The 23835-nt window shown below is 55.0% G+C and carries 24 protein-coding genes and 1 pseudogene; 14 read left to right on the top strand and 11 right to left on the bottom strand.

What is annotated here, in order from left to right:
* Positions 1 to 72 precede the first annotated feature (72 nt).
* Positions 73 to 978, bottom strand: a complete 906-nt coding sequence (locus DYE26_RS08815; RefSeq protein ID WP_036623714.1) for a GNAT family N-acetyltransferase — start codon at positions 976 to 978, stop codon at positions 73 to 75.
* Between the two features lie 185 nt (positions 979 to 1163).
* On the opposite strand from DYE26_RS08815, the gene DYE26_RS08810 reads away from it, so the two are divergent.
* Positions 1164 to 1943: an ABC transporter ATP-binding protein gene (locus DYE26_RS08810; protein ID WP_036623713.1), complete on the top strand. Its 780-nt coding sequence runs from the start codon at positions 1164 to 1166 to the stop codon at positions 1941 to 1943.
* 8 nt (positions 1944 to 1951) lie between these two features.
* Here DYE26_RS08810 and DYE26_RS08805 read toward each other — a convergent pair whose 3' ends face one another.
* Genes DYE26_RS08805 through DYE26_RS08790 form a run of 4 tightly spaced genes read right to left on the bottom strand, consistent with a single transcriptional unit; the run spans position 1952 to position 6096 of the window.
* A complete protein-coding gene (locus DYE26_RS08805) occupies positions 1952 to 3058 on the bottom strand; it encodes a GerAB/ArcD/ProY family transporter (RefSeq protein WP_036623712.1) in 1107 nt (368 codons plus the stop codon).
* A gap of 21 nt (positions 3059 to 3079) precedes the next feature.
* Positions 3080 to 3295, bottom strand: a complete 216-nt coding sequence (locus DYE26_RS08800) for a hypothetical protein (RefSeq protein WP_036623709.1) — start codon at positions 3293 to 3295, stop codon at positions 3080 to 3082.
* A gap of 15 nt (positions 3296 to 3310) precedes the next feature.
* Positions 3311 to 4495 carry a Ger(x)C family spore germination protein gene (locus DYE26_RS08795; RefSeq protein ID WP_036623707.1) on the bottom strand — a complete coding sequence of 395 codons (1185 nt, stop codon included), beginning with the start codon at positions 4493 to 4495 and terminating at the stop codon, positions 3311 to 3313.
* A gap of 5 nt (positions 4496 to 4500) precedes the next feature.
* A complete protein-coding gene (locus DYE26_RS08790) occupies positions 4501 to 6096 on the bottom strand; it encodes a spore germination protein (RefSeq protein ID WP_036623705.1) in 1596 nt (531 codons plus the stop codon).
* Between the two features lie 298 nt (positions 6097 to 6394).
* On the opposite strand from DYE26_RS08790, the gene DYE26_RS08785 reads away from it, so the two are divergent.
* The 3 genes from DYE26_RS08785 to DYE26_RS08780 all read left to right on the top strand — a co-directional run bounded on the left by DYE26_RS08785 (position 6395) and on the right by DYE26_RS08780 (position 8000).
* Positions 6395 to 6694: a Ger(x)C family spore germination C-terminal domain-containing protein gene (locus tag DYE26_RS08785; RefSeq protein ID WP_164815298.1), complete on the top strand. Its 300-nt coding sequence runs from the start codon at positions 6395 to 6397 to the stop codon at positions 6692 to 6694.
* Between the two features lie 16 nt (positions 6695 to 6710).
* The gene (locus DYE26_RS33375; RefSeq protein WP_164815299.1) at positions 6711 to 6857 is read left to right on the top strand and encodes a hypothetical protein; all 147 of its coding nucleotides are present in this window, start codon (positions 6711 to 6713) and stop codon (positions 6855 to 6857) included.
* A 120-nt stretch (positions 6858 to 6977) separates the two neighbouring features.
* Entirely contained in the window at positions 6978 to 8000 is a 1023-nt protein-coding gene (locus DYE26_RS08780; RefSeq protein ID WP_036623701.1) for an HD-GYP domain-containing protein, read from the top strand.
* A 64-nt stretch (positions 8001 to 8064) separates the two neighbouring features.
* On the opposite strand, the gene DYE26_RS08775 is transcribed toward DYE26_RS08780, so the two are convergent.
* Positions 8065 to 8760 carry a L,D-transpeptidase family protein gene (locus tag DYE26_RS08775; protein WP_082207817.1) on the bottom strand — a complete coding sequence of 232 codons (696 nt, stop codon included), beginning with the start codon at positions 8758 to 8760 and terminating at the stop codon, positions 8065 to 8067.
* A 289-nt stretch (positions 8761 to 9049) separates the two neighbouring features.
* On the opposite strand from DYE26_RS08775, the gene DYE26_RS08770 reads away from it, so the two are divergent.
* The 9 genes and pseudogenes from DYE26_RS08770 (at position 9050) to DYE26_RS33360 (ending at position 17450) form a co-directional block, all read left to right on the top strand.
* The gene (locus tag DYE26_RS08770) at positions 9050 to 10081 is read left to right on the top strand and encodes a nitroreductase family protein (RefSeq protein ID WP_036623699.1); all 1032 of its coding nucleotides are present in this window, start codon (positions 9050 to 9052) and stop codon (positions 10079 to 10081) included.
* A 122-nt stretch (positions 10082 to 10203) separates the two neighbouring features.
* Positions 10204 to 11067 carry a MurR/RpiR family transcriptional regulator gene (locus DYE26_RS08765; RefSeq protein ID WP_036623697.1) on the top strand — a complete coding sequence of 288 codons (864 nt, stop codon included), beginning with the start codon at positions 10204 to 10206 and terminating at the stop codon, positions 11065 to 11067.
* 395 nt (positions 11068 to 11462) lie between these two features.
* On the top strand, positions 11463 to 12911 hold the full coding sequence (locus DYE26_RS08760; RefSeq protein WP_036623695.1) for an ABC transporter substrate-binding protein: 1449 nt from the start codon (positions 11463 to 11465) through the stop codon (positions 12909 to 12911).
* Positions 12912 to 12992: 81 nt separating this feature from the next.
* Positions 12993 to 13910: a carbohydrate ABC transporter permease gene (locus DYE26_RS08755; protein ID WP_036623693.1), complete on the top strand. Its 918-nt coding sequence runs from the start codon at positions 12993 to 12995 to the stop codon at positions 13908 to 13910.
* A 22-nt stretch (positions 13911 to 13932) separates the two neighbouring features.
* On the top strand, positions 13933 to 14793 hold the full coding sequence (locus DYE26_RS08750; protein WP_036623691.1) for a carbohydrate ABC transporter permease: 861 nt from the start codon (positions 13933 to 13935) through the stop codon (positions 14791 to 14793).
* Between the two features lie 42 nt (positions 14794 to 14835).
* Positions 14836 to 15204, top strand: coding sequence for a hypothetical protein (locus tag DYE26_RS33370; RefSeq protein ID WP_051985496.1), 369 nt, complete (start codon positions 14836 to 14838; stop codon positions 15202 to 15204).
* Between the two features lie 200 nt (positions 15205 to 15404).
* Positions 15405 to 15986: pseudogene (locus tag DYE26_RS34520) on the top strand (PIG-L deacetylase family protein); the annotation flags it as partial.
* Positions 15987 to 16139: 153 nt separating this feature from the next.
* On the top strand, positions 16140 to 17297 hold the full coding sequence (locus tag DYE26_RS08740; protein WP_036628299.1) for an exo-beta-N-acetylmuramidase NamZ family protein: 1158 nt from the start codon (positions 16140 to 16142) through the stop codon (positions 17295 to 17297).
* 3 nt (positions 17298 to 17300) lie between these two features.
* A complete protein-coding gene (locus tag DYE26_RS33360) occupies positions 17301 to 17450 on the top strand; it encodes a hypothetical protein (RefSeq protein ID WP_155620667.1) in 150 nt (49 codons plus the stop codon).
* 411 nt (positions 17451 to 17861) lie between these two features.
* Here the strand turns inward: DYE26_RS33360 and DYE26_RS34515 are convergent, their stop codons facing one another.
* The 4 genes from DYE26_RS34515 to DYE26_RS08725 form a co-directional block, all read right to left on the bottom strand.
* Positions 17862 to 17984: a hypothetical protein gene (locus DYE26_RS34515; RefSeq protein ID WP_265416210.1), complete on the bottom strand. Its 123-nt coding sequence runs from the start codon at positions 17982 to 17984 to the stop codon at positions 17862 to 17864.
* A gap of 450 nt (positions 17985 to 18434) precedes the next feature.
* Positions 18435 to 18830 (bottom strand): DUF2871 domain-containing protein, encoded by a 396-nt coding sequence (locus tag DYE26_RS08735; protein ID WP_036623689.1) that lies wholly within the window; start codon positions 18828 to 18830, stop codon positions 18435 to 18437.
* A gap of 132 nt (positions 18831 to 18962) precedes the next feature.
* Positions 18963 to 20321: a (Fe-S)-binding protein gene (locus DYE26_RS08730; protein ID WP_082207816.1), complete on the bottom strand. Its 1359-nt coding sequence runs from the start codon at positions 20319 to 20321 to the stop codon at positions 18963 to 18965.
* On the bottom strand, positions 20318 to 21730 hold the full coding sequence (locus DYE26_RS08725; RefSeq protein ID WP_036623686.1) for an FAD-binding oxidoreductase: 1413 nt from the start codon (positions 21728 to 21730) through the stop codon (positions 20318 to 20320). The genes DYE26_RS08730 and DYE26_RS08725 overlap by 4 nt, the downstream gene beginning before the upstream one ends.
* Before the next feature lie 170 nt (positions 21731 to 21900).
* On the opposite strand from DYE26_RS08725, the gene DYE26_RS08720 reads away from it, so the two are divergent.
* Positions 21901 to 22611, top strand: coding sequence for a FadR/GntR family transcriptional regulator (locus DYE26_RS08720; RefSeq protein WP_051985495.1), 711 nt, complete (start codon positions 21901 to 21903; stop codon positions 22609 to 22611).
* Positions 22612 to 22625: 14 nt separating this feature from the next.
* On the opposite strand, the gene DYE26_RS08715 is transcribed toward DYE26_RS08720, so the two are convergent.
* Entirely contained in the window at positions 22626 to 23744 is a 1119-nt protein-coding gene (locus DYE26_RS08715) for a DNA alkylation repair protein (protein WP_036623684.1), read from the bottom strand.
* Positions 23745 to 23835: the final 91 nt, after the last annotated feature.

Here is a 23835-nt window from a genome sequence, read left to right as displayed (position 1 = left end):
CAGACAGGCATAGTACCTCATCAAAAAGCCGCCAGAGCTAATTGCTTTGGCGGCTTTTCAGACTTCAGCGATTTACGCTCGCGCGTATTCGTAATAATCCTGGGACCGCTGAACGCGGAAGCCGACGTTTTCGTAGAGCTTTTTGGCGTTTGGGTTATCCAAGGCGACCTCAAGCCAAACATCGTAGCCGGCAGCCTGTTCCCGCTTGATGACGTGGCGCAAGGCTGCGCTGCCGATGCCCTGGCCGCGCAGCCTTGCGTCGACGACGAACCCGTAAATCCACGCTTCCCCTTCATGGCGGGAAACCCGGATTTTCCCGGCCGGTTCTCCGCCTAGTAAAATCAGCTCGTTTTGGGCCAATTCCGCGGGGGACATCTCCTCATAAAAGCGCCGGGCCTCTTCCGGCTCCATCTTGAACCCTTCGCTATCGAGCTGCTGTAAAATCGCTTTATCGCCTTCTCCGGCCGGGGCAAGCGAGATCAAGACATCATCGGCTTTACCGGCTTCTCCGGCCGACGCAAGCGAGACCGAGACGACATCGGAGTCATTGGTACGAGCGGCGTGTTCCCCGGCAAATCCGGGGGCTTCCAGCTTCATTTGATACTCGCTGAACGCAAAGCGGCAGCGCACACTGTCCAGGAACCGCTTGCCGGTTTGCGAATCGCCCGGGGCATTGAGCAAAATTTTCGCGTGGGCTTGCCGTGTCGGTGCATCCAGGGCCCGCTCCAGCAAACCGGTAAAAATCCCCTGCCGGCGGTAATCCGGATGTACCATGCCGCAAATCTCCAGGCTGCCGCCAAATGAATATTTTCCGAGAAAAGCTACGAGCTTCCCGTCCCTGAAGCCGGCCAAGTGCACACCGTCGTCTTCTTTGCCGGCAAGCAGGGTGTCCCAGTTCAGCTTTAAAGAAATGCCGTCCCGCTGCTCGACGTTTTTTTGCAGCGCCGCAACATCGTCCCAAGTAAATGTATGAGTCAAATGGTATCTCACTTCCCTTCGCTAGTATTCTAGCTGATTTCAGCAAAATAGGCACGAACTAATGCCGAATTTCCATACGCTGGCGAATCCGTATTCCGCAGCCGTCCGCCGGCGCGGAGCTTGACAAACCTTCCCTGCCGGAGTAGCTTGAGAGTACTGTAAACCTACTCGGGAGGAACTCATGTATGAACTCGATTATCGAAATGAAGCAAGTGACCTGGCAGCGGGAAGGGAAGACGATTTTGAACGGGGTGGATTGGACGATCGGGGAAGGCGAGCATTGGGCTCTGCTGGGCTTAAACGGTTCCGGAAAAACGACGCTGCTTAATATGATCAGCGGCTACCTGTGGCCGTCGTCCGGGACGATCAGCGTTTTGGGACACCGGTTTGGCGAGGTCGACCTCAGAGAGCTGCGCAAATCGATCGGATGGGTGAGCTCCTCGCTGCAGGAGAAGCTGCACGGCGGACAAAAAGCCGAGGACCTGGTCGTCAGCGGCAAATACGCCTCAATCGGTCTGTACGACAAGCCTGGAGCCGAGGATTACGACCGCGCTGCGGCATTGATGGAACAGCTCCGCTGCCGCCATCTGCAGGGCCGCGCCTACCAGACCTGCTCCCAAGGCGAGCAGCAAAAGCTGCTCATCGCCCGGGCGCTGATGGCTTCGCCCAAGCTGCTGATTTTGGATGAAGCGGCGAACGGACTCGACTTTATTTCCAAGGAAGGACTGCTGGAGAGCATCGCGCAATTGGCCGCCGAACCGCAGGCGCCGCACATGCTGTATGTGACGCACCATACGGAGGAAATTTTGCCGATTTTCAGCAAAACCTTGCTGCTGCGGCGGGGCGAAGTGTTTAAGCAAGGCAACAGCCGTGAGGTGCTGACCGAACCGCTGTTGTCCGATTTTTTCGAAATTCCGGTCAGCTTGAGCTGGAATCAGGAGCGGGCCTGGTTGTCGAGAAAATAAAAGCCGGGTTAACGGCTTTCGGGTTTTGCTTTCTTGAGCGACCCGCGCGCGATGCCCGCCAGCCAATAAACCGACGGAATCAGAAATTCGGCGAAGATCATCAGCGCGGGCCAGTCGGTGGACAGAAATCGGTATAACTCGGGCGGGGTCCTGGCGATGCATATGGAGAACACCGCAATGAAGGCGATCACGGGCAGCGTAAAGGGCTTATGGTCATTTACCCGGGTCAGCTGCGACAGGCAGGTTACCGCCGTAAACACAATAAACGAAATTTTAACGAAAATGCTCGTCAGCCAAAGTATGATCAGAATCGGGTCCATCGTGTCGACGAAAGACCCGACCCGAATGAAGCGCACCAGTTCCATATCGGGGTACATCAGGTTGGCCCCCAGATTCGGGCCGAAGGTAAGGAGAACCGGGATAATATGCGTAATGATGATCGCCAGTGACGTACAGGTGATGAAAAAATAGGTCCGGTAAACTTTTCTCGGTTTTTTCAAATAAGGGAACAGCAAAAACAGGAAGGCCAGCTCGCCGAAAATGGACATGGTTTCATAGACGCCGTCCCACAAATCCTTCAACGTCAAATGGGTCACCAGGGCGATAAACATGTCCACCTCCATTTCCTGAAATCCGATCAGCGGGATGGACAGGAAGGCCAGCGCGGTGACGAGGAATATTCCTTCGGCCGCAAGGAAAATCGTATACAATCCGCAGTGCACGGCGTATGCGACGCAAATGCAGAAGATCCCGACAACGGCCCAACCGGGGGTGTCGATCAAATACTCGGAAAGCAAATAGTCGGATAGTTGCCTTAAATTGAGCGCGGCGAGAAAAATATGGATCACCAGGATGTAAAGCATAAAACAGAGATGCAAAGGCTGGCCGACAAGCTCGCTTCCGTATTGTACGAGGAACTCGCCGGGACGCGAAGCTCCCACCTTATAGGCGGGGTATACCAGCACCAGAGCCAGAAGGCCTCCAACCAACGCGGCAACGGGGGTGGAATACTTGCTGCCCGCGATCATGATCCCGATGATAAAAGCGATAACGGTGGTGAAAATCTGTAAATTATAGAGCGAAAAAATTTGGGAAGAGGTTATGTTTTTCGGCATGATTCTGGCCTCCTGTCGCAATTATCCGAACATCCAGTTTTGGATGGATTCCCTGACATATTGAATAAACATCGGTACATTCCAACGTTCTTTCAGCAGGAACAGCACTTCCGCGCAAGCGAAAAAACAGAGCGATACGAGCAGCACGAGCAGGCGGGTTTTAAACCCTGCCCGTCTGCGCTGCGCAAGCCAACCGAACAGCATAATCAGCAAATACATCGTTCCGATCCAGATCATCAGGCGCTTTCCTCGCTATATATGGGTTTCTTGAACCACCGAACGGTAAACGCCGCCGGTGCGGTTCAGCAGGATTTTGACTTTAACCTCGATAGGCAGTTCTTCCGCATAGTAATGTTTCCACTGCGGCCGCATGCTTTTCCATATTTTCGGGTATCTCCAATCGAGATATTGGCTAAACAGAAACGCATCGGAACGGGCTTTACGCGTTTTGTCGAGCACCTTTTTCAAGCGTTCTTCCACATCTTTTTGTAAAATGTTTTCCAACTGCTGAATAACGGCCGGGTCCTTCAAATCGATTTCCGACAAGGAGGTCTGCACGAAAGCTTTCGCGCTGCTTGTAATTTGAAAAGCGACTTTCCCGTTTTTGACGTTGGGCTTGATGCTTGTTTTGATCCCTTCGATGAAGCAGCTGATTTCTTTGCCGTCGCTTGGGGAAGCGATGGTGATGGTGGTCGTACTGAGCTGTGAGCTGATCCAAAGGGCGCCTCTTAAATCTTTTACGGAAAGCACCGTTTTTGCCATTTTTCCGCCGCTGAAAATCGCTGCGCCCCCCGTACCCATCCAGCGGTCTTTTTTAGGATCCTCCACGGCGATCTCGGGCTGCTGCCCGAAAGTCAGCAAAGGAATAAGAATGTCGCCGCCCTGGTACAAAGCGAGCTTATAGTCCTTGACCGTCGTATCCAAAGTGAAGTGGTTGTTGATGTATTTTCGCAATATATCGCCGATGACTCTTTCAAACGCCAACGGAATTCTGGTAATCTCCGTTACTTTATTGGGCGTTACGAACAGGTTGGCGCTCAGGCGAAAGGAGGGCTGGCGGAAAACGAACTCCACGACCCTGTCGAGTCCTTGCTCCGCTAGTCTCCTGCCGACGATGATGGAACGCGTTTGACCGAAGGAAATATTTCTCGAAAGATCGACCTGAATCAACCGCAAAGCTTGGCTGATATTGCTTGCCCGTTTGGTGACAAAAGTGTACGGACTGCCTTGGGGTTGTCCCGAGCCGCCGGCTTGCGCCGGGATCATGCGGTTGGGCAGCGGAAACCCGATGGACAGTTCGATTTCTCCGTCTTCGGTCAAATCGATGAGAACGGCATTCGCAAACGCGCGATTGTTCAGCTCCTGGGAAGACCAACAGCCGCCAACGCCTGTAAAAAGAAGGACCGCCAGCGCGGCGGTGCATATTGCTCTGCGCATGTTTGTCACTCCAGTTCACTTTTTTCCTTTTCCCAGCCGCGGGCATTGTTTTTTTGCCGGGTTTCTTGCTCCGCGATTTGAACAGGCCGCTTGTACATTCTCCACCAGGGCACCCTGAGGAGCGTATCGCCCAGATCTTCGGTCACCAGCGGTGCGATGGACGACATGTAAGGAACGCCGAAGGACCGCAGGTTCACCAAATGGATATAGATCAGGATCATTCCGCAAGCGATGCCGTAGAGCCCGAACAACGAAGCCAGGATCATGATGGGGAACCTTAGCAGCCGGAAAGCGAGCCCCAGATCAAAGTGCGGAATGATGAAGGAAGCGATGCCGGTAAGAGATACGATAATGACCATGGCCGCGGAGGCGATGCCTGCTTGCACGGCGGCGGTGCCGATGATCAGCGCCCCGATGATGGATACGGCTTGCCCGATCGATTTCGGGATCCGGATTGAAGCCTCGCGCAGCGCTTCAAAGGCCAGCTCCATGGCAAAAGCTTCGAGCAGCGCCGGGAAGGGGACGATTTCCCGGGAGGAGGCGACGGCAATCAACAGCTGGGCCGGGATCATCTCCGGATGGAACGTCGTAATGGCAATATAAAGCGACGGAAGCAGCAAAGACACGAGTACGAAAAAATAACGGATCCAGCGTATCCAGTTGGCCGCCACATACCGTTGGTAATAGTCTTCGGCCGATTGCAGCAGCATCGGGAACGTGACCGGGGCCATCAGCACCATGGGCGACCCGTTTACAAGAATCGCGATCCGGCCTTCGAGCAGCGCGGCGCTGACGACGTCGGGCCTCTCCGTGTATTGCACTTGCGGGAAGGGAGAATAAGGATTGTCTTCAATGCACTCCTCCACATAGGAAGAGCTCATCACGCCGTCCATTTTGAGATACGACAGGCGCCGCTGCACTTCTTTGACCAATTCGGGTTTGCATAAACCTTCAACATAAGCAAGCACGATATCGGTTTGCGTGTACCGCCCCGTAGTGACGGCCTGCGTTTTGAAATTTTTGTGTTTGATCCGTCTGCGCAGCAAAGTCAGATTTTTCTCCAGATCCTCAATGAATGCTTCCCTTGGTCCGCGGATGACCGATTCATTGGGCGTCTCCTCAATAGCGCGGGTCGGATATGACGAAATGGAGAAGGTCAGCATCCGCGCGTCTCCATCGATCAAAAGCAAAGCCCCGGCGTCCATTACCGCATTTATGCCTTGGTTCAGGTCATGGATCACACTGGTTTGGGAAACGGTGAGGCCTTCGTCCTCGAACAGGAATTGATAGATGTTCCTGTCTTTCAATTGCGCGGATTCCCGCTGCAGGCTTCTGACAATGTAGTGCTGCGCCGTGTCCTGGGCGATCATGCCGCGGACGTAGATGAGCGCGCAGCGTTGGCCGGTGCTGATCACGAACTCGCGGTAAATAATATCCGAGCAGTCTTTCAGCTCTTCCTTAAGCCAGGCGAGCCGGACCGCAAGACTGCGGGATGAAGCCATCCCCTTTGCCTCAGGCGGGCTTTGCTCCGTCCTCGAATTTCCGGCGGATTTGCCGTTCCCGGCGTGAAGCGTGCGCAGGAATTTTCTCCAAAACGGCATGGACGTTTCCTCCTTCCTAAAGCCCGATTTTGCCTATTAAGATTTGCTTGAGAAAGGAAAAATATTCTGACCGTGCGAGTCCCGCGGCGCTTTTTGAGGGATTAATTTCGGAGCAACATGGCAATAAAGGGTAACAAACATATTTTCAGTCAACTAGAGATGTGAGGATCAGTCCGCCATTCTGTGCATCGCAATGATTACGCGGCTTATGAAATCAAGGGCTCCCGGCGCCGAATTTATGCGGACGTCCCCAACCCGGAGCATATTCGCTTCAGAATTCAGGTCAATATGGAAGGGAATGCCGAGGAGACGCAGGGAACGGCTTGCTTTAATGAACCCGGCCCAGCATGCCGGGATCGAAGGGAAAGCAGCCGAGCGGTTGACCGCCATGATGAAGGGAACGCGGGAAAAAGTCCAGCTCGAATATAAGTCCTACGTCATCGGTCTTGGGACCTATTTAAAGCGGGAGTATCCCGCGGCGTGGAAAAAGTTCCAAAACGATTGGGACCGGGGGGGGGATTACTTTTCACAGGCCGATATCGAGCTGGAAGCACGGGTCAAAGTGCGGATTTTTGGTTCGACGATCGAGACGAAATAGAGAAGGGGAAATGAACATGCAACACTTTGTGCTGGACCGTTTGCCGTCTGTCCATGTATGGGTCAGCGCAGCTCTTTCGGCCGCGATTCCCTGGGGAGTTTATGTCGTCAACCGGGCGTTTCACCGCTACGGGGATCCCCCCTGGAAAAAGCAACGGCCGTAGCGGCATCTTCTTATAAATCCCTCCTAAAGCACTATTTATGAAACGTTAATCACGAACGATATTAAAGTTAATTGAGTTTAAATACTCGGCGTTTCATGAGCGGGGAAAGGAGGGAAAAAATTGAGAATCCACGTTATGGAGCTTCTGGAAGGAGACCGGCTCAGAACGGATGTGTTTAACCGGGCCGGACTGCATGTTCTTCCCAAAGGAACGAGCATTCGCACCGAGGAAATCGCGCTTCTGATCCGCCAAAGCATCGACTATGTCGATATCGAGCTGCGGGACAACGAAGCGTCCGAGTCCGAGCGGATCAGGGACAATTTCGATTTTACGCTGAAAGGCTTCCAATCGATATTCCTGGAGGCGCTGACGACGGGCAAGTTCAACCAATCGCTTGTCGATCAGCACTTGGAGCCGATGCTCGAGGTGCTTGACCGCAATAAAGATGTCGTTTCGCTGCTTATCGCTTTTGCCGAAGACGATGTCAATGTCTATAACCACTCTTTACAGGTGGGGCTATTATCCTATTACATAGCAACCTGGCTCGGTTATTCCGCCGAAGAATGCCACGAGATCAGCAAAGCGGGGTATTTGCACGATATCGGCAAAAGCCGGATCAGGCAGTCGCTCCGCAACCGCGAGCACGAACTGGAGGGTGAAGAGCTGGAGGAATTGCAGCGCCACACGTCCTACGGCTATGAAATTATCCTGAATTCGACGGGCGAAGAGAAGACGGCTTTGGTGGCGCTTCAGCATCATGAGCGGGAAGACGGCTCGGGTTATCCGCAAGGCCTTGGCAAAGCGGAAATTCATCCGTACGCGGAAATCGTCGCCGTGGCCGACGTGTTCGTCGGGATGACGGAGCCGAACGGAAGCTATTCGCGGCAAGATCTTCTGACCGTGCTGCGCAAAACTTACGAGCTTGGTTTCGGCAAGCTGAACGAAAAAGCGGTGCAGGCGTTGACCCGCCATCTGCTTCCTAATTTCATCGGCAAGAAAGCCCGGCTGAGCAACGGGGAAACGGTCACGATCGTATGGAACAATCCGGCGGATATTTTCAAGCCGCTGGTCCGGATCGATGAGGAGCGTTTCCGCGATTTATCGAAAGAACGGAAGATCGAGCTGGAGCAGGTCTTTATTTAACAAAACATAATTGCAAAGGCCGCCCTGAATTGCCAGCGGCGGCCTTTTTTCACACTTGTCCCCATTATTCCCACAGCCCCAAAGCTTCGTAAACCTTCCTGGAAACAACGCCGTTTTGTATCAAGCGATGATCCCGCTGGAACCGTTTCAAGGCCGCCGTTGTATCGGCGCGAAACCGGCCGTTGCACACCCCTTGGAAATAGCCGGCGCTTTTCAAGCGGGATTGAATCAACTGCACGTCTCCCCCCACGTCGCTTTCCGCCAAATCCCGCGGATTTTCCGAGATATCTCCGAGAAGATGGCCGTATATGGTAACCTTGGTCCCGACCGGGACTAGATCGTAAAGCTCGAGCACGTCTCTATTGCGCATCCGGATACAGCCGTGGCTGAGGTGGCGGCCGATGGAGTCGGGTCGGTTCGTGCCATGGATTCCGTAGTATCCCCAAGGAACGTTAAGCCCGAGCCACCTCGGGCCGAATGCCGGACCCCAATTTTTGCCTTTATACGTCACCAGGTATTCGCCGACAGGCGTCGGGGTAGACGGATTACCTACAGCAACGGGGTAAGTTTTATATTTGTGGCCTTGGATTTTGACGATTAACCGATGCTCCCGGGGATATATCTCGAGCGAATAGATCCCCTCCTCCTTGATGATGGGAAGCGCGGGATCGGCCCCGGCGGGCCCGGCATGGCAAGCTCCCGTAAATCCAAGCAGCCACGTTAAAATTGCCTCCCGGATGAACAATGTTTTATTTTTCATCGTTTTTATTCACCATTCATTTTGATAAAAAAACCGTTAGTAGTGTTAGCGGGGATCGCCGGGATTATGCGCGTCTTCCGAGGCAAAGGGACGGCTAACCGCCGGCTGTCCGGCAGGCCATCCGATCTCTATTTTTGCCGAACCAAGAAAATTGTGATATTTTAGTTTATGAGGAAATAATATTTTTTTACCAGACCATATCAAGAAATAATCCAGGTTTTAGACGGTTTCTTAAGTTTATTTTAAATATTTTGTTAATTAGTAAACAAAAAATGAAAGGGGTACGACTATGATTTCTTCGAAAACGATCCGGGAGCGCAGAACGATCCGGAATTTCAATGTTTCTCCGGTATCCCGGGAACTTGTGGAGTCCCTATTAAACCAGGCAGCGGGTCTGTATGAAACCGATGGAGCTCCGCGGTGGCGCTGCATTTACATCGGAACGCCGGAGTCGCGCCGGCATTTGGCGGAGACCATGCTGGCCAAGGCGAAAGAGAGCAGGTTCGGCAAGCTGATTCCTTCCAAAATGCTGGATATCCTGAGCAGGAGGGTGGCGGATATCCCGGGGCACCTGATCGTAATGGCGGAATCCGGAGCCGATGAGCGGGAAAGCGACGAAAATTTCGCGGCCGCCTGCGGCGTCATGCAAAACTTTCAATTGCTGGGCTGGGAGCGCGGTTTGGGCATGTTATGGGATACGGACCCGCTATTTCAAAGCGAACTGTTTTTTAAGGAAATAGGGTTGCGGGAAGGGGAAAGATTCGCAGGCATTTTACATATGGGTTATTTCGATAAGGCTCCAAGAGCCCGGAAAAGAACGCCGGCGGAGCAGAAGTGGACTGCCCTTCTTGGCGGCGCGCCTCATGAGAGGGGGCTGCAACCCCCGATTTCCGAACAAAACGTACTGGAATTGCTGAACGATGCCGTTTGGGCGCCGAATGACCGGTTAAGAGAGCCTTGGCGGTTTATTTTTGCGACCGGCGGTATGAATGAGGCCCATGCACAAACGGTCGTTCCGCGCACAATGCCGGCCCGCCTGCTCGTCGTGGTGAAAGAAGAGTCGGACCCGCACAAACGGGAAGAGGATTTTGCCGCGGCGTGCTGTCTGGTGCAGAACTTTCAACTGCTGGCCAAAGCAAAAAATTGGGGCGTACGCCGAACCAGGCCCGAGTGGATCTACGATCTGGAGCGGTGCCGGAGCTTTGGCGTCAAGGCGCAGGAGCGGATTGCGGCGGTGCTGGAGCTGGGAATAGCGGAAAGGACGCCGCAAGCTGCATCCGCCACTGCTCCCGTAGAGATCCGGTTTGAATTGCCGGGATAAAGCTGAAGCAAAACAGGGGGATTTCCAGAATTTTATATTTTTTCAGCTTGTAATTTGGGTTGTTTACGCTTAATATATGATTGCGAGTTTTGCTATAAAAATCAGAACAAGTAGGTATTTTCATGGCGATCAACGACAATATTCTAATTAAGATCAGGGATATGAAGGAGCATCTGACCCCGGTGGAACGCATGGTGGCCGAATACATCATGGCCAATTTGGAGGAAATTCCCCATCTCTCGATCAAAAGTCTGGCCAAGCTCAGCAAGACCAGCGACGCTTCGGTGCTCCGTTTTTGCAAAACGATGGGCTACAACGGGTATCGCAGCTTTATCGTCAGCATTTCCGCGGCGCTGGGCTCGATGGACGACGAAGAGAAGGATCAATATACGGACATTCAGCCGGGGGACGATCTCTTCACGATCATCGCCAACATTTCGCGCAACAATATGAAGTCGATTGAAGATACGTTAAGCGTGCTCGACCGCGGCGAGGTTGCCAGAGCCGTTCAGGCGCTCCGGGAGAGCGAACGCATCGTGTTTTTCGGCATCGGCGCTTCCGGCCTGGTATGCCGGGACGGGGAGCAGAAATTTTCGCGCATCAACAAAATGTGCCACTCCTATACCGACGGGCACAGCCAGCTGATGGCCGCTACGCTGCTCGGTAGGGGGGATGCCGCCATCTTCGTCTCCAATTCGGGCAATACGGCGGAGATTTTGGAGACGCTGGAGATCGCCCGCAAGAACCAAGCGACAACGATCGCCATTACCAAATACAATAAAAGCGAGCTCGCGGACAAAGCCGACATCCTGCTCGGCATCTCCACGCCGGAGGTGACGATTCGCAGCGGGGCCATGGGCTCGAGAATCGCCATGCTGACGGTCATTGATATGCTGTTCGCCGGTGTAGCCAGCGCGGACTATGCCATCGTCAAGAAATATCTGACCAAGACGCATAACGTTTTGGCCGGCAAGCACCGCAGATAATCGCAGGGCCCGCAACATGACCCGCAACACGAATTGCTAAAAGACGACTTTACTTGAGGTTTCCTTACGTGAAGTTGTCTTTTTTTGTTAGGTTATAGGAGTAAAAAAACAAAAAAATATTACACAGTGAAATTTTATTTCAAATTCTATTGACGGTGTCACATTTTCCGCCTTAATATAGGACACAAGAAACGGGCATCTCGAAACCAACTGCGAGGAGAATGAAGCGCCATGGAAAAATATTTCGCGAAAATAACAATGGAGGGGATAAATCCTAACACGAAAATGATTGGCGGAACAATCCGTGCAAGCGCTTAAAAGAAAAGCGAGGGCCATCTGAAATTGGCCATCCGCGCACAAATGAGTTAGCGCGATATCCCAGGGGAGGATTTTCGATGAGAAAAAAGCATCTGCTGGCGTCCGTATTGGCTTTAGCGCTGTCGTTGCCGGCATTAACCGCATGCGGTAACGGCGGCGGCTCAGGTAGCGGAAGCGGCTCCGAAAGTTCCGGCAATTCGGGGAACGGGACGGCTGCGGAAGCGAAGGATACGATCACTGCGCTCCTTCCGCCGGTTTCCGGCAATTTTCAAAGCAATTTTGCGCAAATGGAAAAAGATTTCAATGCTCTGTATCCGAATTTGACCTTAAAAATTGAACCGGCCAGTTGGGAAGACATGACGCAAAAGCTTGATACGCAGGTCAATGCCGGCAGTCCCCCGGACATCGCTTTTATCGGTTCCGACGGGATCTCCAAATACGTACAGCAGGAGATGCTGATGGACATTACGGATACGGTTACGCAGGACATGATCGACGATTATGATCCCGTGCCGCTCGAATATATGAAAAAGGGCGAGGGACTTTACGGGTTCCCCGCCTATATGGAAGTGCACGCGCTCGGCGGCAACAGGCAGTTTCTTGAGGAGGCCGGCATCGACTGGAAAAACGTGCAGCAAAACGGCTGGACGTACGACGAGTTCCGCGAAGCGATCAAAAAAGGAACCGTCAAGGAAGGCGGCGCGGCGAAACGCTACGGCTTCGTGTTCGCGACCGCCGGCGTCACCGGGAAGGATTACCTCAGCATTTTGGTCAAAAACGCCGGGATGAAGAGCGCCTTTACGGAAGACTTGAAATACGCTTACACGAGCAAAAACTTCCTGGAAGTGCTGAAGGCGATCCGGCAGATGATCGATGACGGTTCGATGCCGAAAGAACTGAGTTCCGTTGACGCCGGCAAACGCTGGAATATGTTCCTGACCGGGCAGACGATGATCACCGGCAAAGGGCTGGCCACGTTCGAAAACTCGGCGAAGCAAAACAACGAGAAGCTCAAAGCGAACGACGGCAGCGCGGTCGCCGGCAGCATTCCGGTGGATTATATCGTGCTTCCGGTGCCGAGCTTCCTCGGCGAAGAAGCGGTATCCAGCACGGTCGTCGACGGCTACGTCACCTTCCGCGGCAAAAAGGAGCCGACCCCGGAACATAAAGCGAACGTAGTTAAAGCGGCTTATTTCCTTGCCAGCGGGAAAGTGGCGGCCACCACGAACAACGATCTGTTCGCCGCGCCTATTACCAAGAGCGCCAGAGAGGCGGCCAAAAGCATGACGATCGACCGTAATCCGGACAATGAAGCGGCCGTGCAAACGCTGCTGTTGCATGCCGCGCCGGCCCGCCCGGATATTCCGGTCGAGCTGGGCGCTGGGGCCATCAAAATCGAGGACGCCGTGATCGTTCCGAAACTGCAGGCTTTGTTGGCCGGCGAGATTACCCCGGAGGAGATGCACGAGGCCGTCAAGAACGAAGCGGTCAAAACGTTTGGCGAAGACGGGGTTGCCATCGATTAGCCTCGCTGCGGATAGCCGGGTGAGCGGATCAATCGGCTATCCGATCCATTTACATACTGAGCGAAAAGGAGATCGGACATTATGGCCCAGGCAGCTAAACTTAAACCTGCAAAAACGGCGAAGAAACTCAGGATGAAGGGGGACGGGGCCTGGGCGTATGCGTTTATCGCCGTGGCGCTGGCCGTCTACGCCATGTTTACCGCATACCCGGTCGTCAGCGCCTTTATCATCAGTTTTCAAGAGTACAAACCGCTGGGTTCCAGCTTTGCGGGGCTTGCCAATTATGCCGCCACCTTCGGGGATTCGTTGTTTTGGCAGTCGATTAAAAATACGATCGTCTACACGGTGCTGACGGTACCCGTGTCCTTATTCCTCTCCTTTGCCGTAGCCATTATGATATTGCCGTTGAAAAAAGGTTTGCAGACGGCGTTCAAGGCGGTCTATTATCTGCCGGCGGTCGCCTCCGGCGTAGCGCTTTCCGTCGTCTGGCTGTGGATCTTCGATCCGATGCCTTCCGGGATTCTGAACCGGCTGCTCGGCGTGTTCGGCATCGCCAACCAGAACTGGCTGGGGTCCAGCGCCACGGCGATGTTTTCGCTTGTGCTTATGGCCTGGCTGTCCAGTCACGGCACGAGCATCATCATTTATTTGGCGGCGCTGCTCGGCATTGACGGCAGCTATTATGAAGCCGCCGAGCTGGACGGGGCGTCTTTCCTGCAGAAGCTGTGGCATATCGTGATCCCCTGCCTCAAACCGACGACGTTGTTTTTGCTCGTCACGGGAGTGATCGGGTCGTTCCAGGTGTTCCAGAACGCGTATCTGATGACCGGCGGCGGGCCCGACAACGCCACGACGATGGTGGGCCTGCTCATTTTCAACAATGCGTTCAAGTATTTCGAATTCGGCGAAGCGGCGGCGCAATCGCTGATCCTGACCGTCATTATCGCCGGCATTTCCCTCATTCAGTTTAAATTCCTGGGCAACGACGTCGAGTACTAGAGCGCGGGAGGAGGATGAAATCATGGCGTTGTACAGCACCCATACAGGCAACAAATCTATAAAGCATGTCCGAAACACGCTGCTGATGCTGGTTCTTCTGCTCTTTGCGCTGGCCACGTTGTTTCCGATCTATTTCATGATTATTTCTTCGTTCGGCGATCCGGTGGAAGCCGGAGCGTTAAGCTACTCGCTGTGGCCGGCCAAAATTTCGCTCGCTTCCTACAGGTTTTTCTTCGAGTACAGCGAACATTCCTACCGCTGGCTGCTCAATTCGCTGATCGTTGCGGCCAGCGTCATGGTCACGAACGTCGCATTCGCCACGCTGGCGGGATACGCCTTCTCCAAAATCCGCTTCCGCGGCAGAGCGCTGCTGTTTTCGCTCCTGCTGTGCGCGATGATGATCCCTTACCAGGTGATCCAGGTGCCGCTGTATATTTTGATCGTGAACATTTTCCGTATCGAAAATACGTACAGCGCTTTGATTTTGCCGGGACTGGTCACGGTGTACAACATTTTTCTGGCGAAGCAGTTCATGAGTTCGATTCCGGGCGAAATTCTGGAATGCGCCAAGGTGGAGGGCTGCAACCAATGGCAAATCTTCACCAAAATCATAATGCCGCTTTCGAAAACGGTGATGGCGGTGATGGCCATCCTGACCTTTATGGACAGCTGGAACACGTTCTTCTGGCCGTTTCTCGTCACGAATACGATGGATATGCAGACGATCCAGGTGGGACTCAAAAATTTCCGCTTCGCCAACACGACGTATTTTGCGCCGATGATGGCCGGAGCGGCCATATCCGCGGTGCCGATGTTCATTTTGTTTTTTAGCTTGCAGAAATACTTTCTGGAAGGCGTTACTGTCGGGGCGGTGAAAGGCTGATCGATGGAGGGGAAGACGCTCTGTGTCGGTAGGGAGGTTCAGTTGCGGGCGGTGAGAGGGAGCGCCTCCCCGAAACAAAACCGAAACAAAATCTGGCCGGCCGGAGGTGCGGATTTCGTGGTGGTGACATGGGAAGACCGCTATCGTTCCGAGGTGATTGATCTGTGGAACCGGGAAGCGGTTAAGGACGGTTACAAGGAGCTGACGAAGAGCGGCTTTGACCGCGTTTTTACGTCAAACCCGTATTTTGACCGGGAAACGGTCCGGCTTTTGCTGGACGATTCCGGCCGGGTTCGGGGCTTTGCCTGCGGCTGTACGGGAGATGATCTCCCTTTGGGCGAGGCGGCGGGGTATATTACCTGCATCGTGCTGGCGGAAGATCATCAAACCGAGGCGCATTACCGGAAGTAGCTGGATACGCTGGAGCGGCGTTTTCAGGCCTTGGGCAAAAAACAGGCCGATGTCCTGTTTTTTAATTCGATGCCGCTGCCGTGGTACATTCCGGGGACGCCGCAGCACGAGCACAACAATGCGCCGGCGTGCCCGCGGGCAGCAGGCTGCACGGCTGTCTGCTCCGGCACGGGTACGCGGAGCGGGCGCGGCAATGCGGGATGTACCTGGCGCTTGCCGGCTTTGCGATCCCGGACGATATCCGCGCCAGGAAGCGGAAGGCTTTGGCGGGGGGCTACCGGGTAGAGATGTACGATCCGGGCAGGCATGAGGGGCTGGCGGAAATGTTGGACGGCTTCGACAACCCGCTGTGGAGACGGCAAATTCCGGAGTATGCCGCCAGCGGCGCACCGCTGGTGGTCGCGGCATGTGAAGGGAAAGCCGCCGGTTTTGCCGTGCCGGTGCTCCGGGAGGAGAGCGGGCGGGGCTTTTTCGCCGGAATCGGGGTACATCCGCGTCATGAGGGCCATGGGCTTGTGGAAGAGCTGACGGCGGGGAACGGGGGGCCGGTCGGGCGGGATATGGCGGAATACCGCGAGCAGAAGGTGCGGGAGGCGGCCGAATTTGCGGAAATGCTCGGCGGCGAAGCGATCGTTTTCGACATCCCGGACGGCGAGCTGGCCGACAGCGAGGAGATGCGTTACCGGGTTTGCGACGTGATCCGCCGGGTGCGGCCGAACATCATTATCACGCATTTTAAAAACAGCATGCACAAAGATCATATGGCCACGCACCGGATCGTAGTCGACGCCTGCTTTTTTTGCCGGACTGGGCTCGCTGCAGCGGGAGCTGCCGGCGCATTTCGCTTCCCGGCTGTATTATGTGTGGAAAACTGGGAGGATGCGGTGGGCTATAAGCCGTACGTGTATATCCATTCCCATGAGGAGGCTGGGGCCATGGTTCGCAACGGGATCGATCGCATCATGTCGCATGCCCATTTGTTCCGGGGCAAACGGATCGGGCTGATCACGTCACCGGCGGGAATGACGGCGGAGTTCGTGTCCACGATCCGGATTTTGCACGAAAATTTTCATCTGGCCGCTTTGTTTTCCCCGGAGCACGGGGTGCGCGGTGATTTGGCCGCAGGAGCGCCGGTGGATACGTATCAAGATCCGTATACCGGGGTCACGGTCTACAGCCTGTACCGCCAAGATTCCAAACGGATGACCCCGGAGATGCTGGATGAGGTCGATGTGGTCGTCTACGATATCCAGGACGTTGGCGTTAGGTATTATACTTACATTTATACGATGCTGTACGCGCTGGAGGACTGCGCCAAGGCAGGCAAGGAATTCGTCGTGCTCGACCGGATCAATCCGCTGGACGGCGTTACGGTGGAAGGCAACGTGCTTAAACCGGGGTACGAATCGTTCGTCGGCAATTACCCGCTGTGCGTGCGTTATGGCCTGACCGCCGGCGAAGTGGCGGCGATGGCCAACGAGCAGCAGGGCTGGAAGGCCGAACTGTACATCGTGCCTTGCGAAGGTTGGGATCCCCGGATGCTGTTTCCGGAAACGGGGCGCATTTGGGTACATCCATCCCTGAACGTTCCCCGCTTTGAAACCGCTTTGCTGTACGGCGGAACCTGCCTGTTCGAAGGGACGATTTTGTCGGAAGGGCGGGGGACGACGTTTCCGTTCGAAATGATCGGAGCGCCGTTCATCGAACCGGAAGGCTTGGCGGCGGAAATGAACGCGAAGCGGCTGCCGGGCGTACGGTTCCGTCCGGTTTATTTTCAACCGGCGGCGTCGAAATTTGCCGGGGAATTGTGCGGAGGCGTGCAGCTGTACGTTACGGACCCAAGGGCGCTTCAGGCCGTGGAAACCGGAGTGACGCTGTTATATACGATTAAATGCAATTACGAGGCTTTCGCTTACTTGCCGCCGGTCAAGGAAAATTCCCGGCCATTTATCGATTTGCTGTGCGGCGACAAGCTGTACCGCGAAGGCGCGGCGCCGCTGCCGGAAATGCTGGAACGGTTCCGGGAGGAGAGCCGGGCCTTTGCGAAGATAAAAGAAGACTACCATCTATATCCACGAGGGCGGGGAGAGTAGCGCATGAATTCGATGCTGCATAGAGAGCCCGGCGGACGGATGAGCATTGCTTACGGAATATCCGGCAGCTTACCGGAGAAGCAAAACAGTAGCGATTCGCACATAGGGGGCAAAAATCAGCACAAGAAACGCGGAAGGGCGTTGAAAGCTTGAGGAGAGGGAAGTGGGGGGGAGGGGCGGCAGGTCAACACTCGCTGTCCAGAGACTTTGCACGATTATCCCGTTTAATCAGGTAGCAGAGAGAAAGACAAGCTTGGGAGAAAAAATATTTGGTGGAGTAGCAGATAGGTTCGAGATAATTTAGACGGGCTTAAGAGAAGGAACCAGGTTTAGGGGAGGTGAAACAGACCGAACAAGAGATCAGGACAGAAGATCAAGGGCAAGACGCAAAGGAAACGAAAAGACCGTGATTATGCTGTAGCCTGAACCCTTCCGTCTGCAGCAACGCCGACACAGTTCATACTAACCCCTACCCATTAAGTTGATCCGCATCAAACTTCCCTCATCTTTTCAAGCGCCACGATCAGGCCGCAGCCGCAAGGGGTTGGTTTGGTTGGCGCGCGATCAGCCGGCGGTAAGGAATAGCCGGAATCGCCACACACTCGCGATTAGCGCCTCCATATAGGCCTGCTCGCTGTTAAAACGGCTGCTGAATGGCCGAAGTTCCGTTCCCGCATTGACCTCCATGTACGCTCGCCCCCGAATCAAGAATATACGAGCATAAGTTCCATTTATTTCATTATACCAAACGTACGTTCTCTTATCAAGCCGAAAATCTCACCTGAACCGCCTCATTTTTTCCTCATCTTTTTTGTGTTTTTTCTTCTTTTTTTGGAACCCTTGACTTGCTCTAGCCCACCCCCTGCTCCCCGCTCCTGAATAATGGGGATAATCGTGCAAAGGCAGGCAGCAGGCAAAGACACCAAGACACGAACCCTTTAGACAGTCCCTTTAGACAGCCCCCTCACCTGGCGTCGGTTTGTGACACTGCTCGAAACGGCCGCGGTGCAAAAAGGGCTTTTTTTAGTAAAATAGCGGCCGCTGTAACCGTTAGATATTTCCAATATGCACAATGATAAACGGTTGCAGCCGCTTCTCTTCTCATTAGAAGCGGCTGCACTTACGAGGTCTGGCGCGCTAATCAATCCGTTTGCCGAGCAAAACCAGCAGCCAGATGATCCCGGCGCCAAGAATCATGTGGCCCAGGCCGGCGATGTAAGGCAGGAAGGCGATGTCGCTGTCGTGCACCTGCAGCATGCCGCGGACGGCCATCGTTCCGATAGTAATCAGCAAACCGAGGTTATAGACGACATGCCACGTTCCAAACGACTTCGCTTCGTGCACGCCGAACAGCTTGCCCAATCCCAACACGACGAGGAAAAACATAAATCCGAGCACCAGAATGTGGGTATGCAGCGGAGCCAAGGCGGTCTCGCCGGTGAAGCCGTTATGCCTGGTCGCTTCGCGGTAAAAAACGCCGGCCAACAAGCCTAAAACCGCATAGAAGAAGGAAGTGTAATAGAGTTTTTTCATGTTCAGCCATCCCCTTTATTCATGGCATTAACTAATGATCTATAAGGAAAATTATACCACGTAAAAATGCCGAAAACCGGGCTGAATTATGACAAAAAAAGGAGAAGATAGGGGGTAGAGGAAATGGGACCCTTACAGGACTCGGTCCAGCAGATCCATGATATGCACCGCCTCCATCCGGTCCTGAAGGCCGGCCCGGATGATTCCCTGCTTCATCTGCAGCAGGCAGCCGGGATTGGAGGTGACGATCAAATCAGCGCGGGTTTCTTTCACCTGTTCCATTTTATCGTCAAGGATTTGCATCGACATGTCGAATTGGGTGAGGTTGTACGTGCCGGCGGAGCCGCAGCAGCTGTCGGGCTGCCGCATTTCAACGAGCTCCAGTCCCGGGATGCTGCGCAGCAGCTGGCGCGGCTGGTTGCGGACTCCCTGGCCGTGGGCGAGGTGGCAGGAGTCCTGGTAAGTCGCTTTTACCGGCAGCGTTTTGCCGAAGGCGAGCGGAGGGAGCGCGGCCAGCATTTCGTTCGCATCGCGGTTTTTGGCGGCAAAGCGCTTTGCTTTGGTCTCCCATGCGGGATCGCCTTTGAACCAGTGGCCGTATTCCTTTAAAGCCGCGCCGCAGCCCCCGGCGTTGTTGATCACAAAATCGACGCCGGCCCGCTCAAAAGCCTCGATATTCCGCTTGGCCAGCTCTTTCGCTCCGCTCATTTCCCCGGAATGCGCATGCATGGCGCCGCAGCAGCCCTGTTCCTCAATGAATACGACGTCACATCCGGCTTTCGTAAGCAGCCGGGCGGTCGCCTGATTGGTTTCGAAGAACATCACGTCCATGATGCAGCCGGTGAACAGCCCCACGGTATAAAGTTTCGTACCTTCCGCTTTCATCGCTTTTGGCCGTTGCTTGCGTTTCCAAGGGGAAGCAACGGTGCCGACCGACCTTTGCATTTCCGCCATTTCCCGCGGCAGAATCTTGATCAGTCCCGTCCGGTCGGCCAAAGAATGCAGCCCAAGCGCCTGCGCGCCCCACAGCAAATTCCCCAGCCGTTTAACCCGCTGCGGATGCGGAAACACATGCTTAAATACGAGATTTCGCAGCGCGGAGGGCTTTTCGGTCAAGTTTTTCGTTTCTTGCACGACTTCCCGCGCCGTCTCCAGCAGTCTGCCATAAGGCACGCCGGCCGGACAGGCCGTTTCGCAGGCGCGGCAGCCGAGACAGGCGTTCATGTGCCGCTCAAACTCGCGGTCGACCGGCAGCTGCCCCGTGGCCACGCCTTTCATCAGCGCAATCCGCCCCCGCGGGCTGGATGTTTCCAGGCCGGTTTGCACGTACGTGGGGCACGTCGGCAAGCAGAAGCCGCAGTGCATGCAATTCAGGATTTCGTCCATGTCAAACCGGGCAAGCAGCCCGTTGTTTGCGGTTTTGACCGGACCGTCCAGCGGAGGGCAGGCGTCGGCGGCAGAACGATTTGGGGTTTTCGGTTCGGCGCTCATCTTTTCACCACCAGTCTGCGGCGCTCCGCGGCCGCGAATATTTTCCCCGGATTCATGATATGGTTGGGGTCGAAAGCTTCCTTGATCCGCCGCATCAGTTCGATGCCGGATTCGCCGACCTTCAGGTGCAAATAGTTCATCTTGGCCAGGCCGACGCCATGCTCGCCGGTAATCGTGCCGCCCAGCCGGATCGAAGCTTGAAAAATCTCCGCAAACGCTTTTTCCACGCGTTCGATTTCCTCCCGGTTCCGTTCGTCGGTCATGCATGTGGGATGAAGATTGCCGTCGCCGGCATGGCCGAACGTGCAGATCTGCAGCCCGTATTTGCCGGCGATCCGCTCCACTTCGCCGACCATTTCGGCCAGGCGGGAGCGGGGAACCGTAGCGTCCTCCATAATCGTGGTCGGCTTCATTCGGGACAACGCGGATAACGCGGCGCGGCGCGCGGTCAGCAGCTTGGCTCCTTCCTCCGAGGTTTTAGCCGCCTCCACCTTTGCCGCGCCGCTTTCCCGGGCGATTTCGGCGATGCGTTCAATATCGCGAAGAGCCAGCTGCTCGGGGCCGTCCTGTTCGATCAGCAGCATCGATTTCAGCTCAAGCGGCAGGCCCAGGCCCGCGTATTCGTCGACGACCTTCATCGTCCCCTGGTCCATAAATTCCACGGTTGCCGGGATGATTTTGGCGGCGATGATCTTTTCCACCGTCCTGGCCGCATCAACCAGATTGGTAAAAAAAGCGACGAGCGTCCGCTTCGTTTCCGGCAAGGGGAGCAGCTTCAGCGTAATTTCCGTGACAACGGCCAGCGTGCCTTCGGAGCCGACCAGCAGCCGGGTCATGTCATAGCCGGCGACATCCTTGACGTTTTTTCCCCCGCAGCGCAGAATTTCACCCGAGGGCAGCACGTACTCCAGCCCCATGATGTAATCCTTGGTCACGCCGTACTTCAGTCCGCGCATGCCCCCGGCGCCCTGCGACATATTGCCGCCGATCGTCGAAATCTTCATGCTGCCCGGATCGGGCGGATAAAATAAACCGAGCGCTTCAACAGCCTGATGCAGATCGGCGGTGATGACGCCGGGGCCAACGGTGGCGGTCAAATTTTTGGTATCGATTTCATAAATCCGGTTGAACCGGTTCATGTTCAGGACGATGCCGCCTTGAACCGGGATGGTGCTGGCCGCCAGATTGGTGCCGGAGCCCCGGGGGATGATGGAAATTTTGTGGCGGTTGGCGATTTTCAGAATCTCCGACACTTCCCGGGTGGACGCTGGCATGATCACCGCATCGGGCAAAGCTTGATACATCGGGGTAGCATCGTAAGAATAGGCATAAAGTTCGCTGGGGCTATCCAAAAACCACTTTTCTCCGACGATCGGCTTCAGTTGCTGTTTGATTTCCGGCGCAATCACCCAAAGATTCCCTCCTCAAAAAACAAACTTGATATGGTAAGATCAAACTAATCATGTCATCTGATGAATTTAAAATTTAAAATAAATCTACCATAATTTACGTAAATTGTATAGACTGTTATTTAGCAAGCAATTCGGTGTACATACCGATTTTGGAGAGGGAATAAAATATGGAATTGGGCAGAAAAAATTACGATATTATGATTGAGGAACTGCAGCGAATCATCGAAAGCGGGCTGGTGAAGCCCGGCGAGAAGCTGGACACGATCGAAAACCTGGCGAAGCGTTACCGCGTCGGCCGCTCTACCGTCCGCGAAGCGATCAGCCATCTGAAAGCCCGGGGGCTGATCGAGACGAGACAGGGCGGGGGGACTTACGTCAGAGCCCAGGCGCTTGAGACGATGGAAGCCCGGCAAATCGCCAACCGCCAGGAGTTGGTTCAACTGCTGCAGGTACGGAAAATCCTTGAAATCGGGAGCATTGAATTGGCCGCAGAGTACAGGAGCGAAGCGGATTTGGACGAGCTCGCCCGGATTGTGAGCCTGATGGAAGAAGCGATCGGCAATGAGGAGACCAGCCGGGTGCACGACGTCAATTTCCATTTCGCCATCGCCAAAGCGACGCGGAATCCGCTGCTGCAGCAAATGATGGAAACTATTTCAGCGATGATGACGCGGACGATCCGGGACAGCAGAAGCCTTTGGCTGTTTAGTGAAAAAGAGTCGGCCCACCGCCTGTTCCAGGAGCATTATCAAATGCTCCTGGCGATTCGCGAACAGGACCGGCGCGGGGCGGTCGACATCATGAACGCGCATCTGACCAAAGTCGGAAACGCGCTGATCGGCGCTTCGGCTGCTCCCGGGGCGGAACAGACCGACTAGGGCGTAATATCGGTTCAGCCGTTTGCCGCTGCGGCTTCCAGCTGCAGCACCGCGGCGGCGGCTTCGGCGCCGTTGACGAGCAGCGTGATCCGGTGGGCTCCGGAATAATGGCGGCGGGTCGTGAGGTCCGCCCAACTATGGCGCCGGGCTCCACCGATGGAGGCGCCGCCGGGGACGGTTTTGTCCGCCAGCAGGAACAGCTTGCGTGATGTTTTGCCACCGGCTTTGACGAAGTCGATGCCGTATTCGACGCGCACCTTCACCGGATCGCCTTCGCGCACGGTGAGTGCATAGCGGAGCTCGCAGCTGTCACCGATGCGTAGCGCGGCCGGTTCCACCGTAAGCGACGCCGACGAGACCACCGGCTTGGCGGCCGACGGCGCGGCGTAACCAAATAGCTCCAGCGCTGCGGGGCCGCCTTTGCGGATCAGCGTGCGGCAGCCATGGCGCACGATCCAGTCGGTGTGCGGATGCGCGCCTTTCCAGCGCCGGGCAAGTTCGAGCACGAGCTCCGGGTGGTCTTTGGCGATGTCGTTCAGGTTGTTGGCCACGCTTTTGCGCACGTACATGCTGGGGTCCGCCTTAAGCGTCTCCAGGATCGGGAGGATCGGCGCGGGATCGCGCTTGAACATCGGCAGCGCTTGGCCCCAGGGCAGGCGGGGCCGGCAGCCTTCGCTGGCGAGGCGGCGCACATGCTCATCCTCATGCTGAGACCACGCCGCCATCTGCCCCATCATCCGCTCTGGATCGCGCAGCAGGAATGAGCGGACGGCAAATTCGGCCGACGATTTCGGCGTGAACCGCTCCAGCGCCCGCATGGCCAAAGGCCAATCCTCTTCCGCGCTGCCGTACACTTCCACGAAATCCGGGAAAAACAAGTAGGGGAAGCCGACGCACGATTCGTCGATGGCAAACAGCACGGACACGGCTTCCTCAAAACGCGCCGGCAGCTGGTTGGCCAGCGTCAGCGAAATCCTCCGCATTCTGGCTTTCAGTTCCAGAGCATCCCACGTCCCATCCATCGTATCGGCCACGAATTTCTCCGGATCGAACGGAGCGTGCGCCGCGTGGACTTTTTCGCCAAATTCCCGCAAAAACGCTTCATTATAAATCGATTTTAATGTATCAGCCATGAGTTAATCTCCGTTCTTCCTTGAGTACTGGAAAAATATTTCTGTCTGGATTAATATTAATGTATCAGTATAGCCTTGTCTACAACGTGCA

Origin of the sequence: Paenibacillus macerans, from assembly GCF_900454495.1 — a bacterium.
Taxonomy (GTDB): Bacteria; Bacillota; Bacilli; order Paenibacillales; family Paenibacillaceae; genus Fontibacillus; species Fontibacillus macerans.
This window is presented reverse-complemented; position numbering and strand designations above follow the sequence as displayed.